Here is a 16,571-nt window from a genome sequence, read left to right on the forward strand (position 1 = left end):
TACTGTGAAATCGTTCAAAAACCTTATCAGCAGGAGGCTTGAGTCACTTTAGTATCAGGTAGAGGTCGCACCCCCATGAGAGAAGCCCTGACGACTTATGGCACGATCCAAGCCAAAATCGATAATTCTGTCGATCGGGTCAAGTCTCAAGTTGATCGGGTAGACATCATCCGTGAGCATTGGAATCAGGATGCTGATGCGCTTCTGCCAAAACTTTCAACCGCTTTTGATGCTGCTAGAAAAACCTCCACAGAAGCACATCAGGCTGAAATGAGGAAGAATGCCGAAGCTCACTTGCAAAATTGGGCGCAGGAGTTAGAACGCACTCGCACTTCTTATTTGAAGGATATCCGCCATCAGGGTTTCTTTCAGTCGCTGGGTATTGGCACTGTGGCGATACTACTGTGTTCTGGTTTATCAGGATGGGTAGGCTGGCAGATGCATCAAAAGCACTGGGAACAGCGTTTTGGTTCCGCTGCCCAGTTTGATTGGTTCACAAGCTTATGGTTTACAAAGGATAACCAGCAGCGGTTTTATCAGTGCCACAAGACTCAGGATCAACGTTCTGGAGAAGACCAAAACAAATGCACAATCTGGTATCAGTAATCCCATTGAGTTTGGTATTCAAAACCCCTAATTACGCCAGTAATTAGGGGTTTACTATTTAAAGCCTGCTTTGGACCCACTCTTTAATTTCCCCAAAGTCTCTACCGTAGTTATGACGATCGGGGTCAAGCGCATACTCAGAGTTATGCTCGTGAATGTCGTTTTTGAAGACCTCCATCACCCGCTTCACCGCAGGCATATTTGAGCCAGTTGACTTCTGTAACAGGGATTGAGTGATCGCAAACTTTTCGCTGTCTGAGTCGTGATGGCGGTTCCATTCCATAATTGCCGTCATTGCCGTCTCTACTCGTTGATCGGCGCTCCCTGCTTTGGTAATGTGTTCGCGCTTTGGCTTTGACTGGGTAGGTTGAACAGGTCTTACAGGCTGGACTTCAGTTGCCGCTACCGAGACTTCTACAGGTTGTGGCGGTGCGATTTGAGCGGTAGGAGGAGTTTGTTTCAGCAGTTCAGTCAGCCCCTCGATTCGTTGTTGGTAGGCTTGCCGCTCTTGAGCAAACTGCTGTTGCAATGATTCATTTTGGTTTTTAACCTGTTCTAGTGCCGCTGCCGCCTGGTCACGCTCCTGCTTCAGTTCTGTCAATTGGGATCGCAGGTCTTCAATTTCGCGGGTAAAAAAGCTTGTGTCTGTTGCGGTCGGTGCTTGGGGTTGCTGTGTACTCATTTTCTCTACGTGGCTCCAAAGGCGTTGCATTTCCTGAGTTAGGGTTGAAATTTGCTCAGTCAGGGCAGAGAACGCCTCCGGCGCAGCAAAGCTGACGGAGATCGTCGATTCTGGTTGCTGAGTCGGTTGCGTTTCTGGCAAAGTTTCAGGCTGGCTTTCCGAAATTGGTTCGATAGGGGTAGGCAGTGTCTCCCCATCAGTCAACTTCACGCCCCTGGAACCGATGTGTTTGCCATTACCGTCAATTAAGTAATAGTGAAAGTAATGCTGTGTGGCGCTGGAGTTGCCCCGCTTCAGTTCCTCCTCCGAGATAACGTGCCCTAGCCGCTCCTGCACAAATCGAGCCACACCCCGCGATGGTGGGCAAAAGAAGTGTACACAGATTTCGCCATACACCCCTCGCAAGTTGTGTATAGTCACACTCGCTTCACCTTCTAGCACCGGAATAATGCCTGTAGTGCCAAAATGCCGATGGACAGCCCGCTTCACAGAATTGGCAAGACTGCGGTTGATGTCCTTGGTAGAAGCCCCAAGCACACGAGCAATTCTGGGATGAGAGCGAAACCGTTCCAATGCTGCCAACACATCAGCAGCGGGAATCAGGCAAGGGGTCAAATAGCTATCAGCCGTCGATTTCTTCTTGAGTTGCCCTGAAAAACCCACCCAGTAGGGCTGATCAGTTGCCACAATGTTTCCTTTATCCACCACTTCACTAAACCGTCTGCCCGTCGTTGCCGCAATGCCGACAGCCAGTTCAAACGGGTCATCTGAGTGCAGCAGTTCAGCCGCTTTCGCTAAATACTGTTCAGGGTTTACAGGCTTGAGATTGTCCTGCTTTGCGTTGTTGAGTTCAGCCGACTTGAGCGAGATCGCGCTATAGGTTGCATTGTCATACTTGAGAAAATCCAACGCTCGATGATCATGAGCTTCCCCCGTTTCCCCAGACTCGCGCTTGGTGTAGGTATACTGGCGACTCGTCGCTTCAGTCATGGGCAATCCGCCTTCTGCTGCCATCGCCTTGATGCCTTTGCGGTACATCGGTAAATAGACCTTCCCGATCGTAGCTTTCGGGTAGCCCTCATCGAGAAGAGCGATCTCAGCCTCACAGAGTGCTTTAATCTCATTCTGAGTCGTCGAGTCTTTCAACCGTTCGACGAACGACTCAATCAATTGATGCATCTCATCGTGAGTTAACCGAGTACGTTCCCCCGATGAGATGCGATCGCGGTAGCGAGTGATGATAACTTCGCGGTCATTCATGATGAGTTAGAAATAATGGATGATTTGTTCAAAAAAGCCTTGCCCCTGACCGCGACTACTTGCCGCCGTCGCCACCACACTGAGAGACTCAATCAAAGCTTCTTGCGCTGCATTCGCCACCAGAATGAAGAGCGCTTCAGTGCCCCGATCCGCCTGAGCCTGGACGATCGCATCGATATAGTCTGAGCGCTGTTGATTCGTGATCACAGTGATCGGGAACCCTGAGCGAATCAGCAATAAATTCATCAACAGACGAGCCAACCGCCCATTGCCATCTTGGAACGGATGAATCGTCACCAACCGCAAATGAGCCTCAGACGCATAAACGATCGGATGTAAGCTCAAAGCCTCCTGAGAATTAAGCCATTGCACAAAGCTGATCATCAACGCCTGCACCTGATAGTGAGGTGGATAAACATACTCAGTTCCCGCCGCCTTCACATCCAGTCGTCGAAATCGACCTGCCATTTCCGGGTCAATTTGCCGCAAAATCAGACTGTGAATCTGCCTCAGTTCCCATTCATCAATGACCGCATCAGCTTTAGCAAACGACTCAATATAATTGATCGCCTGCTCATGCCCAATCACCTCCAGATGCTCTTTAAGCGACTTACCCGCGATCGTGATGCCTCGTTCCAGCACTAAAGCCGTTTCTCGGAGCGAGAGCGTATTGCCCTCGATCGCATTTGAGTGGTAAGTGAAGCGGACATCATAGCGTTGCTTCAGTTCAGCCACAATCTCGCCGTTCAAGGGACGAAACAGGTCAAGCATCGCCTTGAGCCGATCCAAATGTTCCAGCCTATTTGAGAGCGACTGTGACTGCGGTGAAAAAGACAGCCGCGCCCTCAACACCTGTTCTGCCGAAAGTGATTGAGATTGAAGAGCCAAGATCCAGCGATCGTAGGCTTGAGTTGAGTGATTCATAGAAATTGGTAAAGCAGTAGTTGAAGAATACCGGGTCTAACCATTTTCAGAGAAAGCCTGCTGATTGAGCCACCAAGCGGCGGTGTGCCTTGCCCAGTTGCGTTCTTGAGCAATGGCAGTGACAGCCCCCTCAATCTGGATTTGTTCATCAGCGGTCAAAACTGTCTTGCGAAGCAGGTCAATGATCGAAGCGGTTGAGACGGTAGTTGATAACATGGTTCTTACTCCTTAGTGGGGTAGGGCATCCGATCGGATTGGCGTTTGGCGGATGCCTTTTGAATTAGGGTGTTGTCGATCCCTATACAACCACTATACACTCATCTGTCTATATATGCAACCCGTACACACAGCCACACAAATACATATATACACCCTAATTTCAAATGATTTGAATTACTTATACAGTCACTATTTAGCCATGTACAACCATCAAAAGATTCTATGTATACACCCAAATCCATACAAGCTTTCTATGTATAGATGTATGACAAGATGCGATCGCTCCACACCTAAAACCCTAGAATGCTTGTCCTATATAGCTCTCAGCGTTTTGCGTCCGTTTAGGAGTGTACAACTATATATAGACAGGGATCGCAAAACAGGGGTGTACGCATAAGATATATGTATACATAAAGATTCCTTATATAGGGGTATATAGGTATGTATGCACAGTTTATGTTAATTAACATAAACTGTGCATACATACCTATATACCCCTATATAAGGAATCTTTATGTATACATATATCTTATGCGTACACCCCTGTTTTGCGATCCCTGTCTATATATAGTTGTACACTCCTAAACGGACGCAAAACGCTGAGAGCTATATAGGACAAGCATTCTAGGGTTTTAGGTGTGGAGCGATCGCATCTTGTCATACATCTATACATAGAAAGCTTGTATGGATTTGGGTGTATACATAGAATCTTTTGATGGTTGTACATGGCTAAATAGTGACTGTATAAGTAATTCAAATCATTTGAAATTAGGGTGTATATATGTATTTGTGTGGCTGTGTGTACGGGTTGCATATATAGACAGATGAGTGTATAGTGGTTGTATAGGGATCGACAACACCCTAATTCAAAAGGCATCCGCCAAACGCCAATCCGATCGGATGCCCTACCCCACTAAGGAGTAAGAACCATGTTATCAACTACCGTCTCAACCGCTTCGATCATTGACCTGCTTCGCAAGACAGTTTTGACCGCTGATGAACAAATCCAGATTGAGGGGGCTGTCACTGCCATTGCTCAAGAACGCAACTGGGCAAGGCACACCGCCGCTTGGTGGCTCAATCAGCAGGCTTTCTCTGAAAATGGTTAGACCCGGTATTCTTCAACTACTGCTTTACCAATTTCTATGAATCACTCAACTCAAGCCTACGATCGCTGGATCTTGGCTCTTCAATCTCAATCACTTTCGGCAGAACAGGTGTTGAGGGCGCGGCTGTCTTTTTCACCGCAGTCACAGTCGCTCTCAAATAGGCTGGAACATTTGGATCGGCTCAAGGCGATGCTTGACCTGTTTCGTCCCTTGAACGGCGAGATTGTGGCTGAACTGAAGCAACGCTATGATGTCCGCTTCACTTACCACTCAAATGCGATCGAGGGCAATACGCTCTCGCTCCGAGAAACGGCTTTAGTGCTGGAACGAGGCATCACGATCGCGGGTAAGTCGCTTAAAGAGCATCTGGAGGTGATTGGGCATGAGCAGGCGATCAATTATATTGAGTCGTTTGCTAAAGCTGATGCGGTCATTGATGAATGGGAACTGAGGCAGATTCACAGTCTGATTTTGCGGCAAATTGACCCGGAAATGGCAGGTCGATTTCGACGACTGGATGTGAAGGCGGCGGGAACTGAGTATGTTTATCCACCTCACTATCAGGTGCAGGCGTTGATGATCAGCTTTGTGCAATGGCTTAATTCTCAGGAGGCTTTGAGCTTACATCCGATCGTTTATGCGTCTGAGGCTCATTTGCGGTTGGTGACGATTCATCCGTTCCAAGATGGCAATGGGCGGTTGGCTCGTCTGTTGATGAATTTATTGCTGATTCGCTCAGGGTTCCCGATCACTGTGATCACGAATCAACAGCGCTCAGACTATATCGATGCGATCGTCCAGGCTCAGGCGGATCGGGGCACTGAAGCGCTCTTCATTCTGGTGGCGAATGCAGCGCAAGAAGCTTTGATTGAGTCTCTCAGTGTGGTGGCGACGGCGGCAAGTAGTCGCGGTCAGGGGCAAGGCTTTTTTGAACAAATCATCCATTATTTCTAACTCATCATGAATGACCGCGAAGTTATCATCACTCGCTACCGCGATCGCATCTCATCGGGGGAACGTACTCGGTTAACTCACGATGAGATGCATCAATTGATTGAGTCGTTCGTCGAACGGTTGAAAGACTCGACGACTCAGAATGAGATTAAAGCACTCTGTGAGGCTGAGATCGCTCTTCTCGATGAGGGCTACCCGAAAGCTACGATCGGGAAGGTCTATTTACCGATGTACCGCAAAGGCATCAAGGCGATGGCAGCAGAAGGCGGATTGCCCATGACTGAAGCGACGAGTCGCCAGTATACCTACACCAAGCGCGAGTCTGGGGAAACGGGGGAAGCTCATGATCATCGAGCGTTGGATTTTCTCAAGTATGACAATGCAACCTATAGCGCGATCTCGCTCAAGTCGGCTGAACTCAACAACGCAAAGCAGGACAATCTCAAGCCTGTAAACCCTGAACAGTATTTAGCGAAAGCGGCTGAACTGCTGCACTCAGATGACCCGTTTGAACTGGCTGTCGGCATTGCGGCAACGACGGGCAGACGGTTTAGTGAAGTGGTGGATAAAGGAAACATTGTGGCAACTGATCAGCCCTACTGGGTGGGTTTTTCAGGGCAACTCAAGAAGAAATCGACGGCTGATAGCTATTTGACCCCTTGCCTGATTCCCGCTGCTGATGTGTTGGCAGCATTGGAACGGTTTCGCTCTCATCCCAGAATTGCTCGTGTGCTTGGGGCTTCTACCAAGGACATCAACCGCAGTCTTGCCAATTCTGTGAAGCGGGCTGTCCATCGGCATTTTGGCACTACAGGCATTATTCCGGTGCTAGAAGGTGAAGCGAGTGTGACTATACACAACTTGCGAGGGGTGTATGGCGAAATCTGTGTACACTTCTTTTGCCCACCATCGCGGGGTGTGGCTCGATTTGTGCAGGAGCGGCTAGGGCACGTTATCTCGGAGGAGGAACTGAAGCGGGGCAACTCCAGCGCCACACAGCATTACTTTCACTATTACTTAATTGACGGTAATGGCAAACACATCGGTTCCAGGGGCGTGAAGTTGACTGATGGGGAGACACTGCCTACCCCTATCGAACCAATTTCGGAAAGCCAGCCTGAAACTTTGCCAGAAACGCAACCGACTCAGCAACCAGAATCGACGATCTCCGTCAGCTTTGCTGCGCCGGAGGCGTTCTCTGCCCTGACTGAGCAAATTTCAACCCTAACTCAGGAAATGCAACGCCTTTGGAGCCACGTAGAGAAAATGAGTACACAGCAACCCCAAGCACCGACCGCAACAGACACAAGCTTTTTTACCCGCGAAATTGAAGACCTGCGATCCCAATTGACAGAACTGAAGCAGGAGCGTGACCAGGCGGCAGCGGCACTAGAACAGGTTAAAAACCAAAATGAATCATTGCAACAGCAGTTTGCTCAAGAGCGGCAAGCCTACCAACAACGAATCGAGGGGCTGACTGAACTGCTGAAACAAACTCCTCCTACCGCTCAAATCGCACCGCCACAACCTGTAGAAGTCTCGGTAGCGGCAACTGAAGTCCAGCCTGTAAGACCTGTTCAACCTACCCAGTCAAAGCCAAAGCGCGAACACATTACCAAAGCAGGGAGCGCCGATCAACGAGTAGAGACGGCAATGACGGCAATTATGGAATGGAACCGCCATCACGACTCAGACAGCGAAAAGTTTGCGATCACTCAATCCCTGTTACAGAAGTCAACTGGCTCAAATATGCCTGCGGTGAAGCGGGTGATGGAGGTCTTCAAAAACGACATTCACGAGCATAACTCTGAGTATGCGCTTGACCCCGATCGTCATAACTACGGTAGAGACTTTGGGGAAATTAAAGAGTGGGTCCAAAGCAGGCTTTAAATAGTAAACCCCTAATTACTGGCGTAATTAGGGGTTTTGAATACCAAACTCAATGGGATTACTGATACCAGATTGTGCATTTGTTTTGGTCTTCTCCAGAACGTTGATCCTGAGTCTTGTGGCACTGATAAAACCGCTGCTGGTTATCCTTTGTAAACCATAAGCTTGTGAACCAATCAAACTGGGCAGCGGAACCAAAACGCTGTTCCCAGTGCTTTTGATGCATCTGCCAGCCTACCCATCCTGATAAACCAGAACACAGTAGTATCGCCACAGTGCCAATACCCAGCGACTGAAAGAAACCCTGATGGCGGATATCCTTCAAATAAGAAGTGCGAGTGCGTTCTAACTCCTGCGCCCAATTTTGCAAGTGAGCTTCGGCATTCTTCCTCATTTCAGCCTGATGTGCTTCTGTGGAGGTTTTTCTAGCAGCATCAAAAGCGGTTGAAAGTTTTGGCAGAAGCGCATCAGCATCCTGATTCCAATGCTCACGGATGATGTCTACCCGATCAACTTGAGACTTGACCCGATCGACAGAATTATCGATTTTGGCTTGGATCGTGCCATAAGTCGTCAGGGCTTCTCTCATGGGGGTGCGACCTCTACCTGATACTAAAGTGACTCAAGCCTCCTGCTGATAAGGTTTTTGAACGATTTCACAGTAGTCCTTTTGATTATCCATTGATCAATTTTACAGGCACTCAAAACCCTTATGGAGCAAAAGGTAATCGGTTTTTTCCAATGTATCGGATGGAGGTCGCACCCTCCTCGCTGAATACAATTTCCTGCTGGGTATAAAGATCACGCGACGTTTCTGATGTGCGGTAAAGGGTCTCTTGAAAGCTTTCCTGAGTCTGTCGTCTTGCAACAACCAGATCGCGAATAAAGTTTACATATCCTGGCAAAATTGTGTCATCAAATAAGGTATCGCCATAAATGGACGCGTCCAAGTCATTCACGTTCGGTACATTCTGAGTTACACCATCCTGTCCTATTTGGTTCTCGCCAATTAACTTTTTATTGAGGTTAGCGAGGCGGCTAGCTTGCCGTAGCAGTTGGCTCTCACTGTTGGCGTAGTAAATATAGAGGGTTTCACAGGGGTGCTGCTTCGGGCGATCGATGCGACCAATTCGCTGCTCTAACGTCATTGGATTCCACGGCAAATCAATGTTGATTAGGTAGTCAGCATCTTGAAGGTTTTGTCCGACTGACAACGTTTCAGACCCGATTAGCACCATGACATCTTCATCAGGGGACGTTCAGCTACAGTCTTACAGGTTGCTGCTGGCGCAAACAGGCGAAATAGGTCTTGTCGCTTAATGCTTGTGCGCTGCTTGCCGGATCGTAAGGCGTTGTGGGGCGAAATCTGAATCGCGCGACCGCTAGCACTGGGGTAGTAACGTTTGGTTGAGCCGATCGCCATGCCGATGCCAAGACGGTCGATTACTTCGTCTTGAGTCATGTAGCGGTAGTAGTCGATTACTGTGTCAGAGAAAATAGAGATGAGGAGAACCTTTTTGCCCTGGCTCACTAGTTCTCGCACTTTGCGCGAAACCTGTTCTCGCTTGTGGTCTTTGACAAACTCATCTGCCAGGAGGTCTTGAATTTCCTGAAGCTGCATCAAGTCATTGTCACAGGCTGACCCCATCGAGTCATACACCCTGCGGGCTTCTACAGGGTCAGATTGCAACCGAGCGATCGCCAGATCAATGGTGCGACGAAGCTGTTGCCGCTTTTCTGGCTGTTCTACTTCGGTTTGTTCTTCATCGTCCTCATCTTCCTCATACTCTTCGCTCCAGGCTTCTCGGTCATTGAAAGTATCAAAGTTAAGCTGTTCCGGTTGATTTGACTCAAAACCATAGTGCAGTAGAATAAACTGCTTTAACCCATCACCATCAGGGGTGACGCTGCTTAGACGCGATTGCATTTCCTCAATTCGTCCCTTGAAATTGACGATCGTGCGACGGAGAGCATACATACTAGACTCTGCCCGTTGCAGGAAAAAGCGCCGTTGATTTTGCAGCAGACCGCGCTGCTCTACACTGCCGGTCAGGTAACGAACGGGATCAGCAAATGGGATATACAGTTGGGTTTCAAATTGGGTGAAGATTTGCTCTAGGGCAGCTTCGGTACTGGTTTCAAATTCGACTGGAAGCCATTCAGCCTGCCGCTTGGCGTAGACATTGAGATCGGGCATAGCATCCCGAAGCATTTGGCGGGTGCGTTGCAGAAACAGTTCCCGGTAGGTGCGCCGAAATAGGGTGGAATCATCGGTGAATTGCTCTACGCCAGTTTCACGATTCTGGAACCACTGGGCGACTTCAACCGGAAAGCCTGCCTCAGTGAAACCTTCTGGTCGGGTTAGAAAAGGCTGAAGGATATTGTAGATGTCTTCGCGGCGGTTGTTCCAAGGCGTTGCTGTCAGCAGTAAGAAGTGACGTTGCCGTCCAGAGTCGCGATCGCGTTCTCGAATTTGCAGACAGAGTTTGTGAATCCGGTTTTTGTAGTTGCGAATGCCTTCGTGTGCCTCATCGATGATCACCAGGTCGGGACCACCATAGCGATTGAAGTCATCGATGAAACCGTTACCCTTCCGGCTCATCAGGTTTTTGTTGTAAAGCTCGTAGTCGGTTTCGCTGAAACCTAGTTCGCTCATCTCGCGTTTCCAGTTGTCGTGTAGCTTACGAGCGGCAACGATCGCAATTTTGGCTTGTCCATTAGTGGCACGGTAAAGCTGGGAAACGGTTGCGGCTAACCGAGTCTTTCCTAAACCGACCGCATCAGCGCAAACGGAAATGCCAAAATCTTGCATGACGCGCAGGCAGTGTTGAGCACCTGACTTCTGGTGTTCAAACAGCGTTCCTTGATTCACTAAGTCGTCGAGCAAGTCACTCCGCTCGACTCGGAACTGCCGAGGGCGCTGCTGTGCCAGCCAGTAAAGAAAATCATTGGGTGTACCGTACTGCCCAGACAAAATCAGTTCAACGGCTTGCTGAAATCCTTCGATCTCATCGAAGTTTGGCAGTGCTTCAACCTGGCTGACTTGAGGCGGTTGCTTTGGCTGAATGGTATATTCTCCACCCGCATTGTCTCTCACGCGAAAATCGGTGATGGGTTGGGGCGGATGGTCGGAGGAAACGGTGAAGTCAGCGGTAATTTCTTCTGGAGTCTGCTCAGTAATAGTGACTTCTACCAGAGTGTTGCCGGGAATGGTAATGCTATCAATTTGATCGAGGTTGTCACCCGTGATTTTGACTTCGGTGGTTTCGCCGGGGGAGAGGGCATTGGGGGTAATTTGATCGATGTGTGGCTGGCGTTGCTCGGCGCGACGATCGTACTCTTGCAGCACCTGCTGAAGGAACTCTTGAGTCAGGTCATAGGCGAGGTCTTGCCGCTGCCACTCGCTATCGAACTCTTGAATGCTTTGCTCAATCGTTTCCTGGTCAAGCTGCTCCCAGGAATAAAGGAAGGTGACGCTTTCAGCATTGCGAGAGTGGGCGGCACGAGTGAAGTTATCGGAGCCTTCGTGCAGAATATGGTTATCCAGTCGATCACTAAAAATGCCTGTCTTCTTGTGATAGAGCGAGCGCTGCTGACTCATCTTGACCAGCTTGATCTCTAAGAATTCCAACCGAATTAATTCAGCTAGAATTTGAGTTCCATTGAAGGCATTCTCTTCGAGTCCTTGAAGAAACTCTTGTAGAGTGCGCTGAATGAATTGGGCGCGATATTCAGAGTTGTGCAGCTTTTCCAGTTCTGCAACATCAGCGCGTTTGGTGAATCCTTGCCAGTCCATCAGGAGGCGAATTTGCCCTTCAGTTTGAACGATCGTTTGCAAGGGTTCTTCGTAAAGTTTGAGAACGCCACTGTCAAAGTAAGCAGTAGAACGGCGGTAAATGCTGCTGCGTTCTAGCATCTGAGCCGTAGCTTTGTGATAGTCCTCTAGCTGGGAGGGGAGACTGTAGCGCCGTTTGATGCCTTTGATTTCTCGAAAGCTGCCATTGAGGAGGGCGGGTTCTTTAGTGGTGCGCTCTAGGGTGAGGAATTTCTCGATGACTTTGAGGTTGCCTGTGCGGAGGAAGGCGGGAGAAGGTAGATCGCCGGGTTTGCGGGGATTGTAGGTGTAAATTTTGGCGGTGTTGGGATCGATCCGCAGGATTTTGTGGGAAACGGCTTTGTCTTTAAAGCCCAGGAGAGAAACGATGTTTTTGAGGAAGCCGCCTTTGTCGGTGTCTCGATGCTGAAAGATCAGCCAGTGTTGACCTTTAACTCCTTTGATGGCGTTGCCTTGAGGCAGGTAGTAGGGGCGCTGCTGACGAGTCAGATTTTGGATGACGGCTTCGAGCATGATGAAGTGTGGTTTATTGGATTTGCTGTGCTGCCAATGTGATAAATTTGGCTGCCTGGTCAATCAGAGTTTGAGCTTGAGTTGGAGAGACATTACCTTGACTTTGATAATCTCCTTGAAGGCGGATTTGTTCTGCTGTGATTAAGTTGCGGTGAAACTCGATCGGAACGCGCCCAAGTCCGGGCAAACTGTTGCCCAAAGGCTGAAATAACAGCCGAGTGTTTTGAGAAGGAGAGCCTTTCACCCTCCAGAAATGCCTCTGCGATATAGAACATGGCATAGTAGGCACGGGAAGCGGCAAATTCTGGGAATCCATTCTCTAGCAAAACTTTTGCAGCCTCTAAGCTGCTGGTGGCTTTTTGTAGCAGGTCTTGCTGCTCGGAAGTCATACTGGAACTCCCTGCTGATGAACGTTGCGGAAGAAGTAGGCATCCTTTTTGCTCTGAAACTGTTGTTCTGACGTGAAAATGCAGGAGATTAACACGGCGTAGTCAAGGCAGAGTGCTGCTAAGAAATTGCTGATACGATCAATCTCTGTGCAAACATCAACGGCACCGCTCAGGATGATCATTACGTCAATGTCAGAATCGAGTTCGGCATCGCCTCGTGCTTGAGAACCAAACAGCACTACTTGAGCCAAGCGATCGCTATATTCTTGTTCTAGATAGGTTCGCAGCTTTGCCAAAATTTCGGTGAGGTGGGGATGGGTCATGGTAATTCACCAGGCGATCAGGGATTCAGACGTTGGAGGATTGCGATCGATGTGATTAGAGGGAGCCTTCAAGTTGAGCGGCATCATCAAAAATTCAATATCATAATGAGAGTAGAGCCATCGGGTTAGGGTTCCAAAATTTTGATTAAAATTCGCAACAGATCGTCTAGATCGGCGGGAACACGGTAGAGGTCGAGGTCTTGAGTCACTTCACGAGAGTTGCGATCGAGCCGTCCAAACTGCCAAATGTTTCCGGTCGAAATCGCACCTTGCAGGATAGGTTGTTCAGATTCGATCCACTGATCGAGAGCAATCAGCTCGATCGCAAGTTGGGTAAAGCCTTTAGCTAGATCTGCGTTTTTAGCTTCAATGACGAGGAGTTTTCCGGCTGAGTAAAGGTAGTAGTCGAGGGAGCCTTTAAGTTGCTCGGTGACGTTGAGCGGATATTCAATGCGAAGTTGGGCATGGGTGTAGTGGACTACCTCTAGCAGCAGGGGAGCGATCAGCAGTTCCTGGTGGGCGGCTTCGCTGGTGAGGCTGATGTAGGGGAGACTTTCTTCGATACGGGTTTTGAAGTTATCAAGTCGATCGAGGTCTAGGGTGGATTGGGGTAAAGCATAGAGGCGCTCGTTTTAGGGTGTAGCCAAATTCTGCCAGGATGTCTTCTGGCTCGTAGGTCATCTCAAAGTATTGTCTGAAGGTATAAGACTGTCCGGGTTGGAGAATGGCGGGTCTGGTCATGGGGAAATGACTCCTAGATAATCGGAAATCCTGATATTGTTTGCTCGTTTTAGTAAACTTACGTCCTCCTCGATCAGGCATTTAGAAATAGCGTGCTATTCAATCAGCATATTTTTATGGTCTTAATATTTCAATTATCTTGATGATCACCTGCTCCAACCGCTCAGATTGTAAGCGCCCAACCGAGTAGAGAATGATGTTTTGATCGGCTGTAAAAATGCGATTGGGGCGAATATTACTGACTTGGTTTAGCTCTCCAGAGATAAAGTCATCTCTTGTAAGCGTTATTGCATAGTCATCACGAGTTGCCTGACTGGTAATCTGGCACAAAATTACATCGTCTCCCGCCAGGGGCGCAACGACAAGCGCCGGACGACGTTTGGTTTGGGTTAAGTCAGAGAAGGGAAATGGGACAATAATTACATCGCCCCTTATAAATTTTGCCATGCTTGATCCTCCTCAACGTTGAGCCAATCTTTTGCCAACGATGATTCACTCAAAAGATGGGTTTCTAATTCTTCTTTTGAGTATTTTATATTGAGAAATTGAATGAAGTCTAAAACTTCGGCAAGCAAATGTTCGGGGATTTTTTCTAGTTCTTGAATGACTGCTTCTTTTGATGTCATGACTGATCTCCTTGTTTTTTAGCATCATACAAATAGCTAAACACCGCTGAATCTCCGTCACGATTTCCTCTGTAAACATTCTTCGAGGTCATCGCCTTGCCATGAGCCAATTGCTTCGAGATGGTTTAGGAATGAGCCTCCTGTAGATGCTTTTGAATTAGTTTTTTTGGGTATGGGCTGAGACGAAGTAGAGGCTTTGTGGGGCTGTGTTGCTTTTAGGTAGCGCAGGTAGTTGAGCGTTTCTGCCAACAACGCTTCTGGAGCGGACTCGATTTCTTGAGAGAGTTCTTCCTTGGTGGTCATGGGTTGTGTCTCCTATTCGATCGGGAATCCCGGTATGGCTTGGTCGATCGCTGCCATTAGTTTAATGGTTTCGCCCAGTGCGATGACGATTTGCTGATAGTGGGCGATGTCTGCGGGGCTGAGGGTACGTCCTTTGCGGTCTTTGAGCCATTTGGCACAGACGGGGTAGCCGCCGACGTAGAAGTTCCAGACGGGTTGGGGGATGTCGGTGAAGCGATCGCCTTTTTTGTTGATGATGACGCTGCGGGTGTTGATGTCATATTTGGGATGGGCTGGATCGACGATGTTTTTGCCGCCTTGCTGGATAAATTGCGGGGGTTGATGGGGTTTTAGGGTGTCGGATTTCATCAGGTGGAGGGCGACGAGTTGCTCGCCGTAGGTGGCGAGTTGGCGAAATAGGGTGTCGTCGCGGGTGAGGGGGACGCGGGGAAAGTCGATTTTGAGGAATTCGGCGTAGCGGCTGCGGTAGGTGGGCGAGTGGAAGATGGCGTAGATGTAGTAGAAGATGGCTTCGGGGGTGGGTGTGTAGCTGAGTTTGGCGGTGATGTCGTTGAGAAAGAGTTGGGAGAAGTTAGAGCGACGGTTCGGGGTTAAGCTGTTTTGATCGGGGTAGAGGTAGAGTGGGAAAAGGTAGTCTTGCCCCTTATTTCCTAAGTAGAAAGTTCCATGAGAACAGATTGTGTTTGTTACACCAAAATGAGAGTATTCATTGTTAATTATCTGACGCATTGTAATTAGCCCCAGATTTTCTCCCAATAGCATTTGTTTCATCACTTCATTACGAGGGAGTTCAACTACATCTTTATGATGATAGTAGGCTCTTACATCAAAAGGACGATATAAACATTTGGTTAAATGCTTTTCCCATTCTTTGTTAGAAGATAAAGAGCGGCGACGAGAGTTGATTTTCCAGTCTCTTGTATCAGGTAAAGCGTATTGAGTAGACATCACATCATCGGAAATTTGTAAGTTGCGAAGGCTTTGTTGCATGAATCCAAAAAAGGGGTCAAGAATCATCACCTCTGGATCGGCAAGTCCCAACGGCTTGTTAAACTTCTCCTTTAACAACACATCGACCGATCGCACCATATAAGAAACCACAGGCTCCGGCGTGTAATAAACGCCTCGACGCTCTCGCATATCTGGCTTATAAGCCGCCAAAAAATCCTCATAAAAGCGAATCACAATATCCTCCCGATTCTGCTTTTCCCGAAAGTCTTGCAAAATCACATCCATCTTCGCCGCTCGCAAAATCGCAAAAATCTCAGCGATCGCCCCAATTAACTCATCGCCCAATTCATCCCCCGATCGCTCCGACACATCCTGAAACAACCGACGCAAAAACGGGTTAGTCTCCGGCAACTGCCGCCAAGCCGACTCCCGATCAAACAGCGTCTCCTTTGGGTTACCCTGACGCTGATCTTGCACATAGCTAAAGATCCGCGCCGTAAACAACGAGTAAGCGATCGTCTGAGCATAAATATCCGAAAAACTATAATCCTTCTCGTTCTCAGATGCCAAACTCAACGACGGCAACAACTCCTGCTGAAAACTCTTTAACAGCTTATGCAAATAGCCCTCTTCACCCCCCCCTCGCCGGATACCGCCGCTCCTCACTCTTATAAACCTTGGGGATAATCTGCTCAATCCGTCGAGCCGCCGCCGCCAATAGCTGCGCCAACTCCTTTGCCGTCTTAATCGGTTCATAAAACGCCCGCTCCACCAACGGAATCGAAATCAACGCCTTGGTCGCGATCGGCAACTCTCCCTGCCGCAACCGATTTAGTCGCGTCTCTAGCTCCGCCGACCCCCAAGCAAACGACTGAATATTACGTTGTCGCAGTCCGCCCTCAGTCGGTAGAACCAACGGCACCTGCCCCGACCGGGAGCATCTCACCTTTGCGATGAGCATAACTACTCAATTCAATCAGCCAACCCTGAGCCAAGGTTGAGAGCGCGTGAAATCGCCATTGAGATAAGCAGAGCGGTGCTTCAGCCCTTGAGGCACATTGTGAGCACTCCACTGTGCCCCTGAAATCTTCAAGCGGCGATTGATTTGTTTCACTAACGATTCCACTGCCCCCGACCCAATCGTAACCCCTGCCTGTTGCAACGCTTGGTAATCAGGAATTCGGGTGCGATGGGTTTGCAGGTAGGCAATGAATTTGAGGGCTGAGTCAGTGGCATCGCGCAGCAA

At 48.9% G+C, this 16,571-nt stretch carries 18 protein-coding genes and 2 pseudogenes; 4 read left to right on the forward strand and 16 right to left on the reverse strand.

Going from position 1 to position 16,571, the window contains the following annotated elements:
- The first annotated feature begins 75 nt into the window (after positions 1 to 75).
- The gene (locus tag C7B65_RS25405; protein ID WP_073075213.1) at positions 76 to 606 is read left to right on the forward strand and encodes a hypothetical protein; all 531 of its coding nucleotides are present in this window, start codon (positions 76 to 78) and stop codon (positions 604 to 606) included.
- A 58-nt stretch (positions 607 to 664) separates the two neighbouring features.
- Here the strand turns inward: C7B65_RS25405 and C7B65_RS25410 are convergent, their stop codons facing one another.
- From C7B65_RS25410 to C7B65_RS25420, 3 genes are read right to left on the reverse strand one after another with little or no spacing between them, the layout of a single operon-like run.
- Entirely contained in the window at positions 665 to 2,548 is a 1,884-nt protein-coding gene (locus tag C7B65_RS25410) for a protelomerase family protein (RefSeq protein WP_073075214.1), read from the reverse strand.
- Positions 2,549 to 2,554: 6 nt separating this feature from the next.
- The gene (locus C7B65_RS25415; RefSeq protein WP_073075215.1) at positions 2,555 to 3,472 is read right to left on the reverse strand and encodes a Fic family protein; all 918 of its coding nucleotides are present in this window, start codon (positions 3,470 to 3,472) and stop codon (positions 2,555 to 2,557) included.
- Between the two features lie 36 nt (positions 3,473 to 3,508).
- Positions 3,509 to 3,688 carry a hypothetical protein gene (locus tag C7B65_RS25420; protein WP_073075216.1) on the reverse strand — a complete coding sequence of 60 codons (180 nt, stop codon included), beginning with the start codon at positions 3,686 to 3,688 and terminating at the stop codon, positions 3,509 to 3,511.
- Positions 3,689 to 4,620: 932 nt separating this feature from the next.
- On the opposite strand from C7B65_RS25420, the gene C7B65_RS25425 reads away from it, so the two are divergent.
- Genes C7B65_RS25425 through C7B65_RS25435 form a run of 3 tightly spaced genes read left to right on the forward strand, consistent with a single transcriptional unit; the run spans position 4,621 to position 7,644 of the window.
- The gene (locus C7B65_RS25425; RefSeq protein ID WP_073075216.1) at positions 4,621 to 4,800 is read left to right on the forward strand and encodes a hypothetical protein; all 180 of its coding nucleotides are present in this window, start codon (positions 4,621 to 4,623) and stop codon (positions 4,798 to 4,800) included.
- Between the two features lie 36 nt (positions 4,801 to 4,836).
- Positions 4,837 to 5,754 (forward strand): Fic family protein, encoded by a 918-nt coding sequence (locus C7B65_RS25430; RefSeq protein WP_073075215.1) that lies wholly within the window; start codon positions 4,837 to 4,839, stop codon positions 5,752 to 5,754.
- Positions 5,755 to 5,760: 6 nt separating this feature from the next.
- On the forward strand, positions 5,761 to 7,644 hold the full coding sequence (locus tag C7B65_RS25435; protein WP_073075214.1) for a protelomerase family protein: 1,884 nt from the start codon (positions 5,761 to 5,763) through the stop codon (positions 7,642 to 7,644).
- A 58-nt stretch (positions 7,645 to 7,702) separates the two neighbouring features.
- Here the strand turns inward: C7B65_RS25435 and C7B65_RS25440 are convergent, their stop codons facing one another.
- The 13 genes and pseudogenes from C7B65_RS25440 to C7B65_RS28170 all read right to left on the reverse strand — a co-directional run.
- The gene (locus tag C7B65_RS25440) at positions 7,703 to 8,233 is read right to left on the reverse strand and encodes a hypothetical protein (protein WP_073075213.1); all 531 of its coding nucleotides are present in this window, start codon (positions 8,231 to 8,233) and stop codon (positions 7,703 to 7,705) included.
- A 121-nt stretch (positions 8,234 to 8,354) separates the two neighbouring features.
- Complete coding sequence (locus C7B65_RS29020) at positions 8,355 to 8,882, reverse strand: C-terminal helicase domain-containing protein (RefSeq protein ID WP_073075217.1); 528 nt, start codon at positions 8,880 to 8,882, stop codon at positions 8,355 to 8,357.
- The gene (locus C7B65_RS25445; protein WP_073075218.1) at positions 8,873 to 11,992 is read right to left on the reverse strand and encodes a hypothetical protein; all 3,120 of its coding nucleotides are present in this window, start codon (positions 11,990 to 11,992) and stop codon (positions 8,873 to 8,875) included. Before C7B65_RS25445 ends, C7B65_RS29020 begins: the two co-directional genes overlap by 10 nt.
- Positions 11,993 to 12,005: 13 nt before the next feature.
- Positions 12,006 to 12,236: a hypothetical protein gene (locus C7B65_RS29025; RefSeq protein WP_223257525.1), complete on the reverse strand. Its 231-nt coding sequence runs from the start codon at positions 12,234 to 12,236 to the stop codon at positions 12,006 to 12,008.
- Positions 12,237 to 12,246: 10 nt separating this feature from the next.
- A pseudogene (locus C7B65_RS29485) lies at positions 12,247 to 12,381 on the reverse strand (HEPN domain-containing protein); the annotation flags it as partial.
- The gene (locus C7B65_RS25455; protein ID WP_073075219.1) at positions 12,378 to 12,704 is read right to left on the reverse strand and encodes a nucleotidyltransferase domain-containing protein; all 327 of its coding nucleotides are present in this window, start codon (positions 12,702 to 12,704) and stop codon (positions 12,378 to 12,380) included. The pseudogene C7B65_RS29485 and the gene C7B65_RS25455, both read right to left, overlap by 4 nt.
- Before the next feature lie 579 nt (positions 12,705 to 13,283).
- Complete coding sequence (locus C7B65_RS29030) at positions 13,284 to 13,445, reverse strand: hypothetical protein (protein WP_244913294.1); 162 nt, start codon at positions 13,443 to 13,445, stop codon at positions 13,284 to 13,286.
- A 114-nt stretch (positions 13,446 to 13,559) separates the two neighbouring features.
- Entirely contained in the window at positions 13,560 to 13,892 is a 333-nt protein-coding gene (locus C7B65_RS25465) for a type II toxin-antitoxin system PemK/MazF family toxin (protein WP_073075220.1), read from the reverse strand.
- Entirely contained in the window at positions 13,877 to 14,071 is a 195-nt protein-coding gene (locus C7B65_RS25470; RefSeq protein ID WP_073075221.1) for a DUF2281 domain-containing protein, read from the reverse strand. The genes C7B65_RS25465 and C7B65_RS25470 overlap by 16 nt, the downstream gene beginning before the upstream one ends.
- A 57-nt stretch (positions 14,072 to 14,128) precedes the next feature.
- Positions 14,129 to 14,374 carry a hypothetical protein gene (locus C7B65_RS25475; protein WP_073075222.1) on the reverse strand — a complete coding sequence of 82 codons (246 nt, stop codon included), beginning with the start codon at positions 14,372 to 14,374 and terminating at the stop codon, positions 14,129 to 14,131.
- 12 nt (positions 14,375 to 14,386) lie between these two features.
- Positions 14,387 to 15,946: a type ISP restriction/modification enzyme gene (locus C7B65_RS28165; RefSeq protein ID WP_073075223.1), complete on the reverse strand. Its 1,560-nt coding sequence runs from the start codon at positions 15,944 to 15,946 to the stop codon at positions 14,387 to 14,389.
- Positions 15,947 to 15,956: 10 nt separating this feature from the next.
- Positions 15,957 to 16,286: a hypothetical protein gene (locus C7B65_RS28580; protein ID WP_073075224.1), complete on the reverse strand. Its 330-nt coding sequence runs from the start codon at positions 16,284 to 16,286 to the stop codon at positions 15,957 to 15,959.
- Positions 16,287 to 16,301: 15 nt separating this feature from the next.
- Positions 16,302 to 16,571, reverse strand: a pseudogene (locus tag C7B65_RS28170) (hypothetical protein); the annotation flags it as partial.

This window comes from Phormidesmis priestleyi ULC007, from assembly GCF_003003695.1.
GTDB lineage: Bacteria > Cyanobacteriota > Cyanobacteriia > Leptolyngbyales > Leptolyngbyaceae > Phormidesmis_A > Phormidesmis_A priestleyi_A.